Raw genomic sequence first — 16,444 nt, 5'->3', positions numbered from 1 at the left:
CCCCCGGCACCGTGCCCGGCTGCCACAAGCTGGCCGGTGCCCTGCGCGAGCAGCGGATCGTACAGCGGCTGGGAGCCCTGGAGGGCGGGGTCGTCGTACCGCCGCGCTACGACCGGGGGGACTGGCAGGAGGGCGACGGTGTGTTCAACGCGGCGGCCATCGCCTCGTACACACCGAAGCTCGCCGACCGGATCGAGCACCATGTCCGCGCGGGTGACCTGCCCGTGGTCCTCGGCGCGACTGCTCGATCCAGCTCGGCGCCTCGCTCGGGCTGCGGCGCATCGGGCGGTACGGGATCGCGGCGGTTGGGGGTACCTCCCACGCCCTTGAGGCAGTGGGGGAGCCTCCGCCGACTTCAGGCACCCCGGGAACTCCGACCGGATCGGCGCCGCCGGAGGTGAGGAACTCGCCCTCGGCACCGGACGCGGGCAGGAGGACCTGACGAACCTGGAGGGACTCCGGCCGTATCTGCGCGACGAGGACGGTCGGCTGTTCGGCATCCGTGACGAGTTCGAGGACGACTTGGCCGAGCTGGCCGCCCTGAAGATCCCCACGGTGACCGTGGGCGGTCTGCGCGAGTGGGGTGCGGAGGACCTCGGCCGGGCCACCGCGCTGAGCTTCGAGGCACCCGGGCTGAACGGTTTCTGGGTGCACCTCGACGCCGATGTCCTCGACCCGTCCGTGATGCCCGCCGTCGACAGCCCCGACCCCGGAGGGCTGCTGCCCGGCGAACTCGTCGCACTGCTGCGCCCGTTGGTCGGTTCACCGCGGTGCGCCGGCCTCGACGTCACCATCTACGATCCCGACCTCGACCCGGACGGCACGGCGGGCGCCCTGCTCACCGACATCGTCGTGTCGGCCTTCTCCGGCGCCGACGGGCAAGCCGGCGACTGAGCCGCCCGCCGCTGGGAACCCGGCCCGACCGTATGTACGGAAGGAGGCGGAGACCATGAGCCGCAGGCCGCACGACCCCGGGGCCGATCCCGAGGACGAGGGCATGCCGGATCTGCAGGACGGGACACCGGAGCAGCAGTGGTCGAGCGATCCGCAGCAGTTGCCCGTGGCCGGGGACGAGCCGACGATCGCCGAGGAGCGGGACACCACCGTGAACGAGGCGATCGAACGCGAGTCGCTGGACGAGCGGCTGGCGAGCGAGGAACCGGAGCCCGACCCCGGCGCCCCGCCGGGCCCGCCCGACGAGCCGGCCGGACTGCTGTACGACGAACCGGACCCCGATCTGCCGCGCGACCAGGACGTCCACTCCCAGGAAGGGTCCACCAGCGGGCTGTCGGCGGAGGAGGCCGCGATGCGGATACGGGGCGAGGAGGACTTCGGGGACGGCGGGCCGACCTGACCGGAGGCCGGGCGCGTCACTCCGACGCGCGGCGGTCCACGTACTCGTAGACCGAGCCGTCCGGGTGCATCGCGATCAGATTGCGGCCCACGGGCGTCGCCACCGGCCCCGCGAGGACATGGGCGCCGGAGTCGGTCAGCACCTGATGGGCCTCCTCGACATCCTTGACGGCGATGGTGGCGGAGACCTTGCGGAGCACCTCGAGCTCGGCCTCGGGGCCGCTCATCAGCAAGAAGCAGCCGACGGCGGCCACTTGGACACCGCCGCGCTCGAAGCGCAGGGCCGGGCCGCCCGCGAGCCGTTCGTAGAAGGGGACCGTGGTCTCCAGGTCGTCGACGCAGATACGCAGCGTGGCTCCCAGAATTTCCATGCGGACGAGCCTAGTTGCGGTCGGCCGGGGAGGAGATCGTTTCCGGTGGATCCTCCGGATCTCCCCGCAACCTCTCCTCCGGCCCCCCAGCCGCCCCGTGGCAGGACGGCGTTACGCGCGACGGGGCACGGGTACCCGGCGGCCATGGAGCGTTTGGATCATCTCGAACATCTGGACAAGCACCTGGTCGAGGAGCTGGCACAGGTGGCCCGCGAGACCGTACGCGACGAACTGCGGGAGCAGACCCGCAAGCAGCGCCGTACGGCCGTGCTGTACGCAGCGTCCGGCACCGTCGCCCTGTACGCGGGCGGCGCGCTCGCGGTCACCCTCGGTCTGGCGCTCGCACTCGGCCTTCCCGGCTGGGCCGCCGCGCTGATCACGGCCGTGGTGCTGGGCGCCGTGGCGTACGCCCTGCGGAGCGCGGCCCACTCGTCGTCCGGAGCACGGTCCCGTCCCGCGCACGGTTCCGCGCACCGGGGCGAACCCGCCGGTGGCCGTGACCGCTTCGACGGTGGTACCGCACCCGGGTTCAGCGGCGTCACGGCTCCCGGGGCGCCCACCGGCGGTCCCGGTCAGGCCCAGCCTCCCGTGCCTCCCGTGCCGCCCGCGCCTCCCGTACCGCCGCAGACGCCGCACTACCGGGACCGGTGAGCGGTGCGCACTCCCTGGGGGCACAGGCCGCTGGGCAGAGCCCCGTTGCGGCGGCGCCGGGTCGTCGTGGTGACCGGGGCCAGCGGTGGCGTGGGCCGGGCCACGGCCCGGGCCTTCGCGGCCCGTGGCGACCGGGTCGCCCTGCTCGCCCGGGGCCGTGAAGGGCTCGCGGCGGCCGCGGACGAGGTGCAGCGCGCCGGAGGCGAGGCGCTCGTCGTCACCGTCGACATGGCCGACCCCAAGGCGGTCGCGGACGCGGCCCAGCAGGTCGTGGATGAGTTCGGGCGGATCGACGTGTGGGTGAACAACGCCTTCGCCGGTGTCTTCGCGCCCTTCACGGAGGTCACCCCCGACGAGTACCGCCGGGTCACCGAAGTGACCTACCTGGGCTGTGTGTTCGGCACCCGGGCGGCGCTGCGGCACATGCTGCCGCGCGACCGCGGGACGATCGTGCAGGTGGGGTCGGCGCTCGCGTACCGGGGGATTCCGCTGCAGTCCGCGTATTGCGGGGCCAAGCACGCCATCCAGGGATTCAACGAGTCGCTGCGGTGCGAGCTGCTGCACGCGCGCTCTGGGGTACGGACGACGATGGTGCAGCTGCCGGCCGTCAACACCCCGCAGTTCGACTGGGTGCTCAGCCGTATGCCGGGACGGGCCCGTCCGGTCGCGCCGATCCACCAGCCGGAGGTGGCCGCCCGGGCCGTCGTGCACGCGGCGGGCCACGCACGGCGGCGCGAGTACTGGGTGGGCGGCTCCACGGCCGCGACGCTGGTGGCCAACGCGATCGCTCCCGGGCTGCTGGACCGGTATCTGGCTCGGACGGGGTTCGACGCGCAGCAGGAACCGGAGCATGAGCACGGGCAGGAGCATGAGCACAAACAGGAGCAGGAGCAGGAGCAGGAGCCGGAGCGGATGGCGGGCGAGTGGGTCGGGCCCGGCAAGGGCAATCTGTGGAGCCCCGCCGACGGCCCTCACGGCCGGGACTTCGGGGCCCACGGACGGTTCGACGACGAGGCGGTGGCGGCCGGCCCCGAGGAGTGGTTCTCGCGGAACCGGGGGCGGCTGGGAGCCGGGATCCTGCTCGGGGGAGCGACGGCGCTGGCCCTGAGGCTGAGGCACAGGACCGGCTGAACGTAACGCTTCACGCGCCACCCGGTACTCACGACGCTTCACGCGCCACCCGGTACTCACGACGCTTCACGGCCACCCGGTACTCACGACTCACGCCACCCGGTACTCCTCCACCTCCTCCGTCCGCAACGTCAAGCCGTGGCCCACTCCCGCCCCGGGGCGGATCGTGCCTCCCGCGGGGTCCAGGGCGCCGTCGAAGAACATCGACTCGACGCGTACGTGGTCGTGGAACCACTCGATATGGCGGAGGTTGGGCACGGCGGCGGCCACGTCGGCGTGGACGTGCGGCGCGCAGTGGGCGGAGATCTCCAGACCGTGGGCCTGGGCGAGGGCGGCGGCCCGCAGGAACTCCGTGAGGCCCCCGCACCGGGTGGCGTCCACCTGGAGGCAGTCGACCGCCCCTGAGACCACCATGCGGGCGAAGTACGGCAGGTCGTAGCCGTACTCGCCCGCCGCCACATCGCACACCAGCGTGTCGCGGGCCAGGCGAAGACCCGTCAGGTCGTCCGAGGGGACCGGCTCCTCGAACCAGCCCACGCCGTGTTCGGCGAGGGCACGGCCCACCCGTATCGCCTGCTTGCGGGTGTACGCGCCGTTGGCGTCGACGTACAACTCCGCCTGCGGGCCGATGACCTGGCGCGCCGACCGCACGCGCGACAGGTCGCGGGAGGCGGCCCGGCCCCGGGACTCACCGATCTTGATCTTGACGCGGGGGATGCTCTGCCCGTGCACCCAGCCGTTGAGCTGCGCGGCCAGATGCGTGTCGTGGTACGTCGTGAAGCCGCCGCTGCCGTAGACGGGCACCGTGTCGCGGACCGTGCCGAGGAGCCGGGCCAGCGGGAGTTCGAGGAGCCGGGCCTTGAGGTCCCAGAGGGCCACGTCCACCGCCGAGATCGCACAGGAGGCCACGCCGGGGCGGCCCGCGTTCCGTACCGTCCGGCACATCGCCTCGTGGGCCGCCGGGATGTCGAACGCGTCGAGGCCCGTGACGGCCGGGGCGAGCTGCTCGTGCAGCAGGTCCCCGACCGCCGCCGGCCCGTACGTCCAGCCCGTGCCCGTCGTACCGCCCGCCGTCACCTCGGCGATGACGATCGTCGTCGTGTCCCACGCGAGCGTGCCGTCCGCCTCGGGTGCGTCCGTCGGAACGGTGTACACGGAGACAACGGGTTGGTGGATCCTCATCGTGTGCCTCTCCCGGTGCGAGCCGCCCTCGCGGTACCAGTCTCCTCGGGCCAAAGGCCGATGCGCCCACCCCGGTCGGCGCTGCGCCCGGTCCGGACGGCGAGGAGAGGGAACACCGTCCGGACCGGGAATCGGCCGGCCGGCATCAGCTGCCCGCTCCCTGCTTCAGCTGCGGCAGCACCTTCGTCCGGTAGAAGTCGAAGAAGCCGCGCTGGTCGGGGCCGATCTGGTTCACGTACACACGGTCGAAGCCCGCCTCCGCGAAGGCGTTCAGAGCCGAGACGTGCTCGTCGGCGTCGTCCCCGCACACCGTGTTCCGCCGCACCATGTCCTCGGTGACCAGCGGCTGCAGCTGCTCGAAGTGGCGGGGTGAGGGCAGCACCTGGCCCATCTCACCGGGCAGCAGCTGGTTCGACCACAGCCTGCGCACCGTGCCCACGGCGGCGTCGCGGTCCTGGCCGTAGCACACCTTCGTCCCGCCGCTGACGAGCTTTCCGCCCCCGCCGCCCTTGCGGAACTGCTCCACCATCGGCTCCTCGGGGGCCATCGTGATGTAGCCGTCGCCGATCCGGGCCGCGAGGCCGGTGGCCTTGGGGCCGAAGCCGGAGATGTCGATGGGCACGGGCTCGTCGGGGACCGTGTACAGGCGGGCGTTCTCGACGGTGTAGTGGGTGCCGCGGTGGTTGACCTCCTCGCCCGTGAACAGACGCCGCATCACCTGGATGGCCTCCTCCAGCATCTCCAGACGTATGTGTGCCGGCGGCCAGCGGTCACCCAGGACGTGCTCGTTCAGCGCCTCGCCCGACCCCACACCGAGCCGGAACCGGCCCTCCGTCATCACCGCGCTCGTCGCCGCGGCCTGGGCCACCACCGCCGGATGGATCCGCACGGTCGGGCAGGTCACCGCCGTCTCCACGGGCAGTGACACGGCCTCGGACAGCGCGCCGATCACCGACCACACGAACGGGCTCTGGCCCTGCGCGTCGTTCCACGGGTGGAAGTGGTCGGAGATCCACAGACACCGGAACCCCGCCTGCTCGGCCATCCGTGCCTGCTCGATCAGATCCGCCGGACCGAACTCCTCGGTCGACAGGAAGTAGCCGTACTCGGGCATAGGGGGTGTACCTCCGCGTACCCCCGCGACGAAGCGGGTCGTGCCGGGTCGGGTCGCGGCCCGGGTACCCGGGGGCCACGGTGGCAACCCCCGGACGTTTGGGCGCTCCGGCCAGGGGGACGCGGAAGTGGCCCGTACGGGTGGCAGCTCCGCCGTACGCGGTACACGACGTCCGTACGAGCGGCCAGTGCGCCCGTACGGAGACCAGAGGCCCCGTACGAGCGACCCCGCCGGAGGCGAACCGTGAGTCGACCCCGCATCGTGATCGTCGGTGCCGGCTTCGCCGGCTACCGGACAGCCCGCACCCTGGCGCGGCTGGCCCGGGGCAAAGCCGACATCACCCTGCTCAACCCGACGGACTACTTCCTGTATCTGCCCCTGCTGCCCCAGGTCGCCGCCGGAATCCTGGAACCGCGCCGCGTCACCGTCTCCCTCTCCGGCACCCTGCCCCAGGTACGGCTGGTGCTCGGCGAGGCCGACGGCATCGACCTCGAGGCGCGCACCGTGCACTACGCCGACCCCGAGGGCGACGGGGGCACGCTGCGGTACGACCGGCTGGTGCTCGCCGTCGGCAGCGTCAACAAGCTGCTGCCCGTCCCCGGTGTGGCCGAACACGCGCACGGCTTCCGGGGGCTGCCCGAGGCGCTGTACCTGCGCGACCACGTGACGCGGCAGGTGGAGCTCGCCGCCGCGTCCGACGACCCCAAGGCCTGTGCCTCGCGCTGCACCTTCGTGGTCGTCGGTGCCGGCTACACGGGTACGGAGGTCGCCGCGCAGGGTCAGTTGTTCACCGACTCGCTGGTGCGCAAGCAGCCCCTGCGGGTGGGCATGCGGCCGCGCTGGATGCTGCTCGACATCGCGCCGCGCGTGCTGCCCGAGCTGGACCAGCGGCTGTCCCGCACGGCCGACCGCGTACTGCGGGAGCGGGGCGTGGACGTGCGCACCGAGACGTCCGTGCAGGAGGCCACGCCCACCGGAGTGCGGCTCAGCGACGGGGAGTTCGTCGACACGCGCACCCTCGTGTGGTGCGTCGGCGTCCGGCCCGATCCGCTCGTCGAGGGCCTTGGACGGCCCCTGGAGCGCGGGCGGCTGCTCGTCGACCCGTATCTCCGGGTGCCGGGCCATCCCGAGGTGTTCGCGTGCGGGGACGCGGCGGCCGTGCCGGACCTGGAGAAGCCGGGGCAGTACACGCCGATGACGGCCCAGCACGCCTGGCGGCAGGGCAAGGTCGCCGCCCACAACGTCGCCGCCTCCTTCGGCAGGGGGGAACGGCGCGCCTACCGCCACCGCGACCTGGGCTTCACCGTCGACCTCGGCGGTGCCAAGGCCGCGGCGAACCCCCTCGGCGTGCCGCTGTCCGGGCCGGTCGCCGGAGCCGTCACCCGCGGCTACCACCTCGCCGCCCTGCCGGGCAACCGCGTCCGGGTCGCCGCCGACTGGCTCCTGGATGCCGTACTGCCGCGCCAAGCCGTCCAGTTGGGGCTCGTACGGTCCTGGTCGGTTCCCCTGGACACGGCCTCACCGGAGCTGGCGCGGGTCCCGGGAGCGCCGGAGCCCTCCGGACGGGAACAGGGCCGGGAGGCACCCGGGAAGCCCGGCCCGACCGGCCCGGCACAGCCGCAGGAGGCATCGGTGAAGCCCGGGCCCACGGCGGTGCCCGGTGCGCCGGAGAAGCCGAGGCCGGCTCAGGCGCGGGAGAGCGCGAACAAGCCGGGACCGGTGAAGGCCGCGGACCCCCGGCCGGCGAGGGACTCCGCAACGCCGGGCCCACCAGGGGCCGAGGAGGAGCCCGGAGCCGCGCCGGGCAAGCCGGGACCGGTGAAGAAGGCGGAGCCCCGGCCGGCCCGGCCCGACGAGCAAGCAGGTACGGAGGAGGATTCATGAAGTCCCGTCAGCTCACCGAGATCGCCCAGCAGCTGCGTGTCGACAGCGTCCGCGCCTCGGCTGCCGCGGGCTCCGGGCACCCCACCTCCTCCATGTCGGCGGCCGATCTGATGGCGGTCCTGCTCGCCCACCACTTCCGCTACGACTTCGAACGGCCCCAGCACCCCGCGGGCGACCGCTTCGTCCTCTCCAAGGGCCATGCCACCCCGCTGCTGTACGCCGCCTACAAGGCGGTCGGCGCCATCAGCGAGACCGAGCTGCTGACCTACCGCAAGTTCGGCAGCCGCCTGGAGGGGCACCCGACGCCGCGGCGCCTGCCGTGGGTCGAGACCGCCACGGGCTCGCTCGGCCAGGGGCTGCCGGTCGGCGTCGGGATCGCGCTGGCCGGCAAGCGGCTCGACCGCACCGGTTACCGCGTGTGGGTGCTGTGCGGCGACAGCGAGCTCGCCGAGGGCTCCGTCTGGGAGGCCGCCGAGCACGCCGGGTACGAGCACCTCGACAACCTCGTCGCCATCATGGACGTCAACCGGCTCGGCCAGCGCGGGCCCACCCGGCACGGACACGACCTCGACTCCTACGCCCGCCGCTTCCGGGCCTTCGACTGGCACGTCATCGAGGTCGACGGCCATGACGTGGACGCCATCGACCGGGCGTACGGCGAGGCCCTCTCCACCAGCGGCCAGCCCACCGTGATCCTGGCACGCACGCTCAAGGGCAAGGGCGTCGAGTCGGTTCAGGACCGCGAGGGACTGCACGGCAAGCCGCTCCCGGACGCCGACGAGGCGATCGCGGAGCTCGGCGGTGTCCGTGAACTGCACATCGAGGTCCAGCCGCCGCCCGCCGCACGGATGCTGCACGCCGTACGGACGGGCCACCTCGACCTGCCGCGCTACGAGATCGGCGACGAGGTCGCCACCCGTGACGCCTACGGCAAGGCCCTCGCCGCCCTCGGCACGGCCCGCGGCGACATCGTCGCCCTCGACGGCGAGGTCAGCGACTCCACCCGGTCCGAGTTCTTCGCCAAGGAACACCCCGACCGCTTCTTCGAGTGCTACATCGCCGAGCAGCTGATGGTCGCCTCCGCGGTCGGGATGGCGGCGCGCGGCTGGGTGCCGTACGCGTCCACGTTCGCCGCGTTCTTCACCCGCGCCCACGACTTCGTGCGCATGGCCTCGGTCAGCGGTTCCGGGCTCAACCTCGTCGGCTCGCACGCCGGTGTAGCCATCGGCCAGGACGGGCCGTCGCAGATGGGCCTGGAGGACCTGGCGATGTTCCGCGCGCTGCACGACTCGACCGTGCTGTACCCGTGCGACGCCAACCAGACGGCCAAGCTGACTGGCGCCATGGCCGGTCTGGAGGGCATCCGCTACCTGCGGACGTCCCGGGGGAAGAGCCCCGTGATCTACAGCCCGACCGAGGAGTTCCCCGTCGGCGGCAGCAAGGTGCTGCGCGCCGGTGACGAGGACCGGCTCACGATCGTCGCCGCCGGGGTCACCGTCCACGAGGCGCTCGCCGCGGCCGACGCACTGGAGCGCGAGGGCATCAGGGTCCGGGTGATCGACCTGTACTCGGTCAAGCCCGTCGACCGGCGCACCCTGCGCGAGGCCGCGGACCGCACCGGCTGCCTGCTCACCGTGGAGGACCACCGCGAGGAGGGCGGCCTCGGCGACGCGGTGCTCGACGCGTTCCTCGACGGGCGTCCGATGCCGCGCCTCGTACGCCTCGCCGTACGGACCATGCCGGGGTCGGCCACGCCCGCCGAGCAACTGCACGCCGCGGGCATCGACGCCGAGTCCGTCGCGGCGGCCGCCCGGCTGCTGGTGGAACACGCGGTGGTCCCCTGACCGGGGGCGACCGGGAGCAGAAGGCCGACGATCGCTGAGAAGGAGGCCGCCATGGCCAGCGCGCGCACGGTGCGGGTCGGCCGCCGCACCGTGGAAGTCCACCGGCCCGACAAGGTGCTCTTCCCCGGCGACGAGAACGCCAAGGAGTACACGAAGGGCGACCTCGTCGAATACCACCGGGCCGTCGCCCCGTTCATGCTGCCGCATCTGCGCGGTCGCCCCCTGATGCTGGAGCGGCATCCCGACGGCATCAACGGCCAGCGGTTCATGCAGAAGAACACTCCGGAGCACTACCCGGAGTGGGTCGGGCGGGTCGAGCTGTCCAAGGAGGGCGGCACCGTCTGCCACACGGTCTGCGACACCACGGCCACCCTGGTGTACCTCGCCGACCAGGCGTGCCTCACCCTGCACCGCTGGCTGTCCCGGGTGGGCCGCGTCGACCGGCCCGACCGCATGGTCCTCGACCTCGACCCGGCGGGGGACGATTTCGGCCGGGTACGGCAGGCCGCCCGGTGGGCCGGCGAGCTGCTCGACGAGCTGGGGCTCCCGGCGGGACTGATGACGACCGGCTCGCGCGGACTGCACGTGGTGGTGCCGGTGGGCGGCCGGCACGACTTCGACGAGGTCCGTTCCTTCGCCCGCGATCTCGCCGAGCTGCTTGCCCGGGAGCATCCCGACGAGCTCACCACGGCCGCCCGCAAGAAGGACCGCGGCGACCGGCTCTACCTCGACGTACAGCGCAACGCGTATGCGCAGACCGCGGTCGCCCCCTTCTCCGTACGTGCCAAACCGGGCGCACCCGTGGCCACCCCGATCTCCTGGGACCAGCTCGACGACCAGGACCTCGACGCCCGCCGCTGGACCATCGCCGACGCCGTCGACCAGGCCCGCACCGATCCCTGGGGGGACCTGATGCGCCGGGGCCGCGCCCTCGGCCCGGCCCGGCGCCGGCTTGACGCACTGCGCGGCTGAGGTTTGGCCAAGGCATGCCGGGCCACTCGGACACCGAGGTGCCCATGTCGAACACATCGAACACATCCAGGACACAGAACGCACAGAAGCCACGGAGCTCTCCCAGAGCGGGCAAGTCGTCGCAGACGCGGGAGAGCCGACGCGAGAACCAGCGGGACAGCGACCAGGAGGACGACACGGCGAACCGTCGGCCCAAGCCCATGGAAGTCCTGCGCCATGCGCGCGGCCAGCTCGCGGAGCTGACCGGCATGCAGCCCGAGTCCGTGTCCTCCTTCGAGCAGACCGAGGACGGCTGGACGCTCGAGATCGAGGTCATGGAGCTCGCCCGGGTCCCGGACACGATGAGCCTGATGGCGAGCTACCAGGTGGAGCTTGATCCGGAGGGCGAACTCACCGGCTACCGCAAGGTTCGCCGCTACGAACGCGGACGGGCCGACCCACATCGTCAGGGCGGCCGCTAGGCCGCCGTCCCGCGCAACCTCAGACAGACCCGCAACCTCAGGCAGGTTTTCAGACAGACAAGGAGGATCGGCCGGTATGACCGTAGTCCCGGCACAGCAGTCCGGCGGTGGAGGCGGCAGCAGCGGTCTCTATGACGTACTGGAGCTCGTTCTCGACAGGGGGCTCGTCATCGACGCGTTCGTGCGGGTGTCCCTGGTCGGTATCGAGATCCTCAAGATCGATGTACGGGTCGTCGTCGCGAGCGTCGACACGTATCTGCGCTTCGCCGAGGCGTGCAACCGGCTCGACCTGGAGGCCGGGCCGCGCAAGAGCCCCGGCCTGCCCGACATCGTGGGCGAGATCACCGAGTCCGGTGCGCGCGGCAAGTCCAAGGGGGCGCTGTCCGGTGCCGCCGACACGATATCCGACGCGTTCAAGCAGGCCCGCGAGGAGGGTGAGGCCGAACCGCGGCGCGCCCGCAAGACCACGGCCTCGCGCAGGAAGGAGGAGGAGTGAGCACCTACGTCTACGGCATCGCCGCGAGCTCGCATCCCGCCCTTCCCGAGGACATGGGCGGAGTCGGCGACCCGGCGCGACAGGTGCGCGTCCTGAAGGAGGGCGGTCTGGCGGCCATCGTCAGTGACGCCCCCGAAGGGCTGCGCCCCAAGCGCAACGACCTGCTCGCCCACCAGAACGTGCTGAGCGAGGCGGGTGCGGGCGGCGCCGTGCTGCCCATGCGCTTCGGCAGCGTCGCCCCGGACGACGAGGCCGTCACCGGGGTCCTCGCGGAACGGGCCGACCACTATCTGGAGCGGCTCAAGGCCCTGGACGGCAGGGTCGAGTACAACATCAAGGCCACCCACAACGAGGAAGCGGTACTGCACCGCGTGATGGCCGAGAGCCCCGAGATCCGGGCCTTCACCGAGGCCAACCGGCAGGCGGGCGGCGGCACTTACGAGGACCGGCTGCGGCTCGGCGAGATGGTGGCGGCCGCGGTGCAGAACCTGGAGGCCGAGGACGCGGCGGTGGTGCGGCGCGAGCTGGAGCCGGCCGCCGAGGCGGCGACCGTGGGCCCCGAGTCCACGGGCTGGATCGCCAACGTGTCGTTCCTCGTGGACCGCGGTACGGCCGAGGCGTTCCTCGCCGCCGTGGAGGAGGTCCGTACGGGGCATCCGGAGCTGGAGCTGCGGGTGAACGGCCCGCTGCCGCCGTACAGCTTCGTCGAGCCGGGCCCGTCGGAGCCCGCGGAGACGGGGCAGCGGCTGGAGGCCGGGTGAGGTGCACTCATGGGACTGATCGGTGAGGTGCTGCTGCTGCCGTTCGCACCGGTGCGCGGCAGCCTCTGGGCGGTGAGACAGGTTCTCGCCGAGGCCGAGCGTATCTACTACGACCCGGCCGCCGTCCGCGCCGATCTCGCCCGGCTCGAGCAGCGGCTCGAGGCGGGCGAGATCAGTGACGAGGAGTTCGACCGTCTTGAGGACGAGCTCCTGGACCGGCTGGAGATCGCCCTGCAGAGGGGCATGGGAACTGGCGAGGGGACGACAGGATGAACCGCGTGGGACTGGGCCTCGCCATAGGGGCCGGTTACGTCCTCGGACGTACGAAGAAGATGAAGCTCGCGCTCGCGGTCGGCACCGCGGTGGCCGGCAAGCGGATGCACCTGAACCCGAAGGCACTCGCGGACCTGGCCTCCCAGCAGCTGCAGAACAACCCGCAGCTCAAGGAGGTCGGGGACCAGCTCCGACAGGACCTGCGCGGTGTCGGCAAGGCGGCCGGCGGCGCACTGGTCGAGAGGCGACTCGAAGGGCTCGCCGACCGGTTGCACGGACGGACGGCCCAGGTGCGCGACCAGCTCGCCGGGGTGACGCCGGACGCGTCCCGTGGCGAGGACGAGGAGGAGCCGGCGGAGGAGGGCGAGGAGCCTCGCGACCGTGAGGAGCGGTACGACGAGGCCGACGAGGCCGGTGACGAGTACGACGAGGAAGGCGAGGCCGTCGGCGAAGAGTCCGAGGAGGAGCCGGAGCCGTCGGGCAGGGGCGGTGACGACCGGGCGGAGAAGCCCGCGGCCAAGAAGGCGGCCGCGAAGAAGGCCCCGGCGAAGAAGCCTGCGGCCAAGAAGGCGGCCGGCCCCGGGAAGAAGGCACCCGCGAAGAAGGCGCCCGCCAAGAAGACGGCTTCCCGCAAGGACAGCCGGGCACGGACCGGGGAAGCGAGGCGGGAGCGATGACCGACACCGCCGGTTCGGCGGCCGGTCGGGTTTGCCATCGGGGCCCTTGGGCCGACCGGGTGAACTGCCGGGGCGGTTGCGTGCGGGGTGTTCCCGGGCGTGGGCCGGGAAGGGAGGCGGGGTCATGACCGACACCGCCGGTTCGGCGACCGGCCAGAGACTTCGGGTCCACCGGGGCCATGGGGCGAGCCGGCGGGACCTCGGCCCGGCGACCGGCCGGGTCGGTCCCGCCGACCCGGTTCGTCGGACCCACCGGGTCCACCGGACCCACCAGGCCCATCAAGTACATGACGTACCCGGATCGGCCGCGAGCGGAGCGACGAACGCTTTGCTCGCCGGTTCGGGTTTTGCCGCCAGCACGGCTGCGCGCGGGGGTCCCCGGGCGTGGGCCGGGAAGGGAGGCGGGGGCGATGACTGACACTGTCGGCTCGGCGACCGGCCGGGCGAAGGACACTCTCGGATCGGCTGCCGGCGGGGCCAAGAAGGCCGCCGGATCCGCTGCCAGCGGGGCGAAGGAATCTCCGCTCACGGGTCTGGCCCAGAGCGCCGCGGTCGATCACCTCAAGGCGGAGGCCCGCGACTATCTGGCCGCTCAGGCCCAGCGCATGCTCGTCGGGGCCGGCCGCAAGCTCGGGCAGACGACCGTCAAGCTGAACGACATCGCCGAGGGCAGGAGCCCCGGCTTCGCCAAGCTCGCCCTCGACGGCGGCCGCAAGCTCGCCGAGGGCAAGGGCCCGCTGCGCTCCGCCCTGGAGGTCGGTGCCGGCCGGGCCAAGGACACCGTGTTCGGCGCTCTGAAGAACCTGGGCGGCGACAAGGGAAAGGGCGGCAAGGGCAAGGGCCGGGCGGGGAACAAGCCCACGGTCATCATCGAGTCCATCGACGTCGGCGTGCCGCTGCGCACCGCCTACGACCAGTGGACGCAGTACCAGACCTTCAGCACCTTCGCCAAGGGAGTGAAGGCCGCGCAACGCGACGACGACACGCACTCCGACTGGCAGCTCAAGGTCTGGTGGTCCAGCCGCAGCTGGAAGGCCCACACCACCGAGCAGGTGCCCGACGACCGGATCTCATGGACGTCGGAGGGCGCGAAGGGCACCACGAAGGGCGTGGTCTCCTTCCACAGCCTCGGTGAGAACCTCACCCGCGTGCTGCTGCTGATCGAGTACTACCCGTCGGGGTTCTTCGAGAAGACCGGCAACATCTGGCGCGCCCAGGGCCGCCGGGCCCGGCTCGACCTCAAGCACTTCGCCCGGTACATCACGCTGCGTGGCGAGGCGGACGACCGCTGGCGCGGCGAGATCCACGACGGCGAGGTCGTCCGCAGCCACGAGGATGCCGTGGCGGAGGAGGAGTCCGAAGAGGAGGAGGGAACGGAGCCCGAGGACTACGAAGAGGGCGACGAGATCGAAGAAGGCGACGAGTACGAGGAGCCCGGCGAGTACGAGGAGGGCGACGAGTACGAGGAAGGCGACGAGTACGAGGAGGGTGAGGCCCCCGAAGGCGACGCCGGCGAGGAGGCCGGGGAAGAGTACGAGGACGAGGAGCAGGTCGCCGCGAGCGGGAGCCGCCGATGACGTATCCCAGCCGAGTCCCCGAACCGTACGGTCAGAGCGGGAGCAGCGCCAACCTGGCCGATATACTCGAACGTGTACTCGATAAGGGGATCGTGATCGCGGGAGACATCCGCATCAACCTCCTGGACATCGAGCTGCTCACCATCAAGCTGCGTCTCATCGTCGCCTCCGTGGACAAGGCGAAGGAGATGGGCATCGACTGGTGGGAGAGCGACCCGGCGCTGTCCTCGCGCGCACGCCGCGACGAACTCACCCGTGAGAACGCGGAGTTGCGCGCCCGACTCACCGAACTGGAGGAGGGCCGCCCCGCGGGCTCGTCGTCCGTGGACCGCGGGCGCTCCCGGGACGAGGCGTCACTGGAGCGGGGCCGCACACAGCAGGAGGAGTCGTCATGACCGGACTGCGGTACGTCTACGCCGTCTGCCGCCCCTTCGGCGCCGCACTCCAGGCCCAGCTGACCGGGGTCGCGGGCGCGCCCCCGAAGCTCCTGTCCCACCACGGTCTGATCGCCGTCCTCAGTGAGGTGCCGGAGCGCGACTTCTCCGAGGAGCCGCTCAAGGCCCATCTGGAGGACCTCGACTGGCTGACCGCGACCGCCCGCGCCCACCAGGGCGTGATCGACGCGCTCACCGCCGTCACGACGCCGCTGCCGCTGCGGCTCGGCACCGTGTTCCGGGACGACAGCGGTGTCCGCGTGATGATGGAGGCCCGTGAGGACGTCTTCCGGCGGACACTCGACAGGCTGGAGGGCCGGGTGGAGTGGGGCGTGAAGGTGTACGTCGACCCGGAGTCGGCCGCCGACGCCGACGAACGGCCCCCTGCGAAAGCCGCCTCGGGGCGCGACTATCTGCGGCAGCGGCGTATGCGTACCAAGTCCCACGAGGAAATGTGGCAGCAGGCGGAGACATTCGCCCGCCGGCTGCACGAAACCCTTTCCGGGCGAGCCGAGGATTTCCGGCTGCACGCACCCCAGAATTCCGCGCTTTCCGGAGCCGCCGGACGGAATGTACTCAACGCCGCCTATCTGGTGCCGCGCCGGGAATCCGAGGAATTCGTGGAGGTGGTGGACCGTACCAAGGACGACAACCCCGGACTGCGCGTCGAGCTCACCGGCCCCTGGGCGGCCTACTCCTTCACGGAGGAGCGGCAGGGGAACGAGGAGGGCGCGTGACCGTCGTCGAACGCCGTGAGGTCGCCCTCGTCGACCTGCTCGACCGGCTGCTCGCGGGCGGGGTCGTCATCACCGGTGACATCACCCTGCGGATCGCTGACGTCGACCTCGTCCGTATCGACCTGAACGCGCTCATCAGCTCGGTGAACGCGCAGGTTCCCTCGCCCTTTGGGGAGTTGGAGTGAAGTGACCGCCAGGAAGCGTCTTGAGTTCGAACCCGACACGGTGGAGCGCGATCTCGTCAAACTCGTCCTGACCGTCGTCGAACTGCTCCGCCAGCTCATGGAGCGGCAGGCGGTGCGCCGGTTCGACACGGGCGATCTGACGGAGGAGCAGGAGGAGCGCATCGGGCTCACCCTGATGCTGCTCGACGACCGCATGACCGAGCTGCGTGAACGCTACGGGCTGCGGCCCGAGGACCTGAATCTGGACCTCGGGCCGCTAGACGCATGTCTCTTAAATCCATCTCCGAGCCTACGAGACGTAGATGAAACTCGTATGTTGTATTCTGCTTTTAATAAAATAG

At 71.8% G+C, this 16,444-nt stretch carries 18 protein-coding genes and 2 pseudogenes; 17 read left to right on the top strand and 3 right to left on the bottom strand.

Features of this window, described 5'->3' with window-relative positions; genetic code table 11:
- Together FNH04_RS24000 and FNH04_RS23995 are read left to right on the top strand one after the other, a co-directional pair.
- Positions 1–894 (top strand): annotated as a pseudogene (locus FNH04_RS24000) (arginase family protein); the annotation flags it as partial.
- Between the two features lie 55 nt (positions 895–949).
- A complete protein-coding gene (locus tag FNH04_RS23995; RefSeq protein WP_152787531.1) occupies positions 950–1,354 on the top strand; it encodes a hypothetical protein in 405 nt (134 codons plus the stop codon).
- A 16-nt stretch (positions 1,355–1,370) separates the two neighbouring features.
- On the opposite strand, the gene FNH04_RS23990 is transcribed toward FNH04_RS23995, so the two are convergent.
- Entirely contained in the window at positions 1,371–1,724 is a 354-nt protein-coding gene (locus FNH04_RS23990; protein WP_152787529.1) for a VOC family protein, read from the bottom strand.
- A 144-nt stretch (positions 1,725–1,868) separates the two neighbouring features.
- Between FNH04_RS23990 and FNH04_RS23985 the strand changes: the two genes are divergently transcribed.
- Both FNH04_RS23985 and FNH04_RS23980 read left to right on the top strand, forming a co-directional pair.
- Positions 1,869–2,375 carry a phage holin family protein gene (locus FNH04_RS23985; RefSeq protein ID WP_152787527.1) on the top strand — a complete coding sequence of 169 codons (507 nt, stop codon included), beginning with the start codon at positions 1,869–1,871 and terminating at the stop codon, positions 2,373–2,375.
- Between the two features lie 45 nt (positions 2,376–2,420).
- The gene (locus tag FNH04_RS23980; RefSeq protein ID WP_152787535.1) at positions 2,421–3,506 is read left to right on the top strand and encodes an SDR family oxidoreductase; all 1,086 of its coding nucleotides are present in this window, start codon (positions 2,421–2,423) and stop codon (positions 3,504–3,506) included.
- 90 nt (positions 3,507–3,596) lie between these two features.
- Here FNH04_RS23980 and FNH04_RS23975 read toward each other — a convergent pair whose 3' ends face one another.
- Both FNH04_RS23975 and FNH04_RS23970 read right to left on the bottom strand, forming a co-directional pair.
- Positions 3,597–4,688 carry an enolase C-terminal domain-like protein gene (locus tag FNH04_RS23975; protein WP_152787525.1) on the bottom strand — a complete coding sequence of 364 codons (1,092 nt, stop codon included), beginning with the start codon at positions 4,686–4,688 and terminating at the stop codon, positions 3,597–3,599.
- Positions 4,689–4,833: 145 nt separating this feature from the next.
- Positions 4,834–5,802 (bottom strand): LLM class F420-dependent oxidoreductase, encoded by a 969-nt coding sequence (locus tag FNH04_RS23970; protein ID WP_152787523.1) that lies wholly within the window; start codon positions 5,800–5,802, stop codon positions 4,834–4,836.
- A gap of 243 nt (positions 5,803–6,045) precedes the next feature.
- On the opposite strand from FNH04_RS23970, the gene FNH04_RS23965 reads away from it, so the two are divergent.
- The 13 genes and pseudogenes from FNH04_RS23965 to FNH04_RS23905 all read left to right on the top strand — a co-directional run.
- Positions 6,046–7,686: an FAD-dependent oxidoreductase gene (locus FNH04_RS23965; protein ID WP_322723685.1), complete on the top strand. Its 1,641-nt coding sequence runs from the start codon at positions 6,046–6,048 to the stop codon at positions 7,684–7,686.
- Entirely contained in the window at positions 7,683–9,530 is a 1,848-nt protein-coding gene (locus FNH04_RS23960; RefSeq protein ID WP_152787521.1) for a transketolase, read from the top strand. The genes FNH04_RS23965 and FNH04_RS23960 overlap by 4 nt, the downstream gene beginning before the upstream one ends.
- A gap of 51 nt (positions 9,531–9,581) precedes the next feature.
- The gene (ligD, locus tag FNH04_RS23955) at positions 9,582–10,502 is read left to right on the top strand and encodes a non-homologous end-joining DNA ligase (protein ID WP_152787519.1); all 921 of its coding nucleotides are present in this window, start codon (positions 9,582–9,584) and stop codon (positions 10,500–10,502) included.
- A 44-nt stretch (positions 10,503–10,546) separates the two neighbouring features.
- On the top strand, positions 10,547–10,963 hold the full coding sequence (locus tag FNH04_RS23950) for a gas vesicle protein GvpO (protein ID WP_152787517.1): 417 nt from the start codon (positions 10,547–10,549) through the stop codon (positions 10,961–10,963).
- Positions 10,964–11,039: 76 nt separating this feature from the next.
- A complete protein-coding gene (locus FNH04_RS23945) occupies positions 11,040–11,459 on the top strand; it encodes a gas vesicle structural protein GvpA (protein WP_152787515.1) in 420 nt (139 codons plus the stop codon).
- A complete protein-coding gene (locus tag FNH04_RS23940) occupies positions 11,456–12,220 on the top strand; it encodes a GvpL/GvpF family gas vesicle protein (protein WP_322723684.1) in 765 nt (254 codons plus the stop codon). The genes FNH04_RS23945 and FNH04_RS23940 overlap by 4 nt, the downstream gene beginning before the upstream one ends.
- A gap of 9 nt (positions 12,221–12,229) precedes the next feature.
- Positions 12,230–12,493, top strand: a complete 264-nt coding sequence (locus FNH04_RS23935) for a gas vesicle protein GvpG (protein ID WP_152787513.1) — start codon at positions 12,230–12,232, stop codon at positions 12,491–12,493.
- The gene (locus FNH04_RS23930) at positions 12,490–13,170 is read left to right on the top strand and encodes a DNA primase (protein WP_152787511.1); all 681 of its coding nucleotides are present in this window, start codon (positions 12,490–12,492) and stop codon (positions 13,168–13,170) included. The genes FNH04_RS23935 and FNH04_RS23930 overlap by 4 nt, the downstream gene beginning before the upstream one ends.
- Before the next feature lie 410 nt (positions 13,171–13,580).
- Positions 13,581–14,747 carry an SRPBCC family protein gene (locus FNH04_RS23925; protein ID WP_152787509.1) on the top strand — a complete coding sequence of 389 codons (1,167 nt, stop codon included), beginning with the start codon at positions 13,581–13,583 and terminating at the stop codon, positions 14,745–14,747.
- A complete protein-coding gene (locus tag FNH04_RS23920) occupies positions 14,744–15,142 on the top strand; it encodes a gas vesicle protein (RefSeq protein ID WP_152787507.1) in 399 nt (132 codons plus the stop codon). Before FNH04_RS23925 ends, FNH04_RS23920 begins: the two co-directional genes overlap by 4 nt.
- Entirely contained in the window at positions 15,139–15,918 is a 780-nt protein-coding gene (locus FNH04_RS23915) for a GvpL/GvpF family gas vesicle protein (RefSeq protein ID WP_152787505.1), read from the top strand. The genes FNH04_RS23920 and FNH04_RS23915 overlap by 4 nt, the downstream gene beginning before the upstream one ends.
- Entirely contained in the window at positions 15,915–16,103 is a 189-nt protein-coding gene (locus FNH04_RS47840; protein WP_322723680.1) for a gas vesicle protein, read from the top strand. Before FNH04_RS23915 ends, FNH04_RS47840 begins: the two co-directional genes overlap by 4 nt.
- Before the next feature lies 1 nt (position 16,104).
- Positions 16,105–16,374: pseudogene (locus FNH04_RS23905) on the top strand (gas vesicle protein K); the annotation flags it as partial.
- Between the last annotated feature and the right edge of the window lie 70 nt (positions 16,375–16,444).

Origin of the sequence: Streptomyces phyllanthi, from assembly GCF_009377205.1 — a bacterium.
Taxonomy (GTDB): Bacteria; Actinomycetota; Actinomycetes; order Streptomycetales; family Streptomycetaceae; genus Streptomyces; species Streptomyces phyllanthi.
Note: the sequence above shows the minus strand (reverse complement) of the source record. Positions and strands in the feature narration are given on the sequence as shown.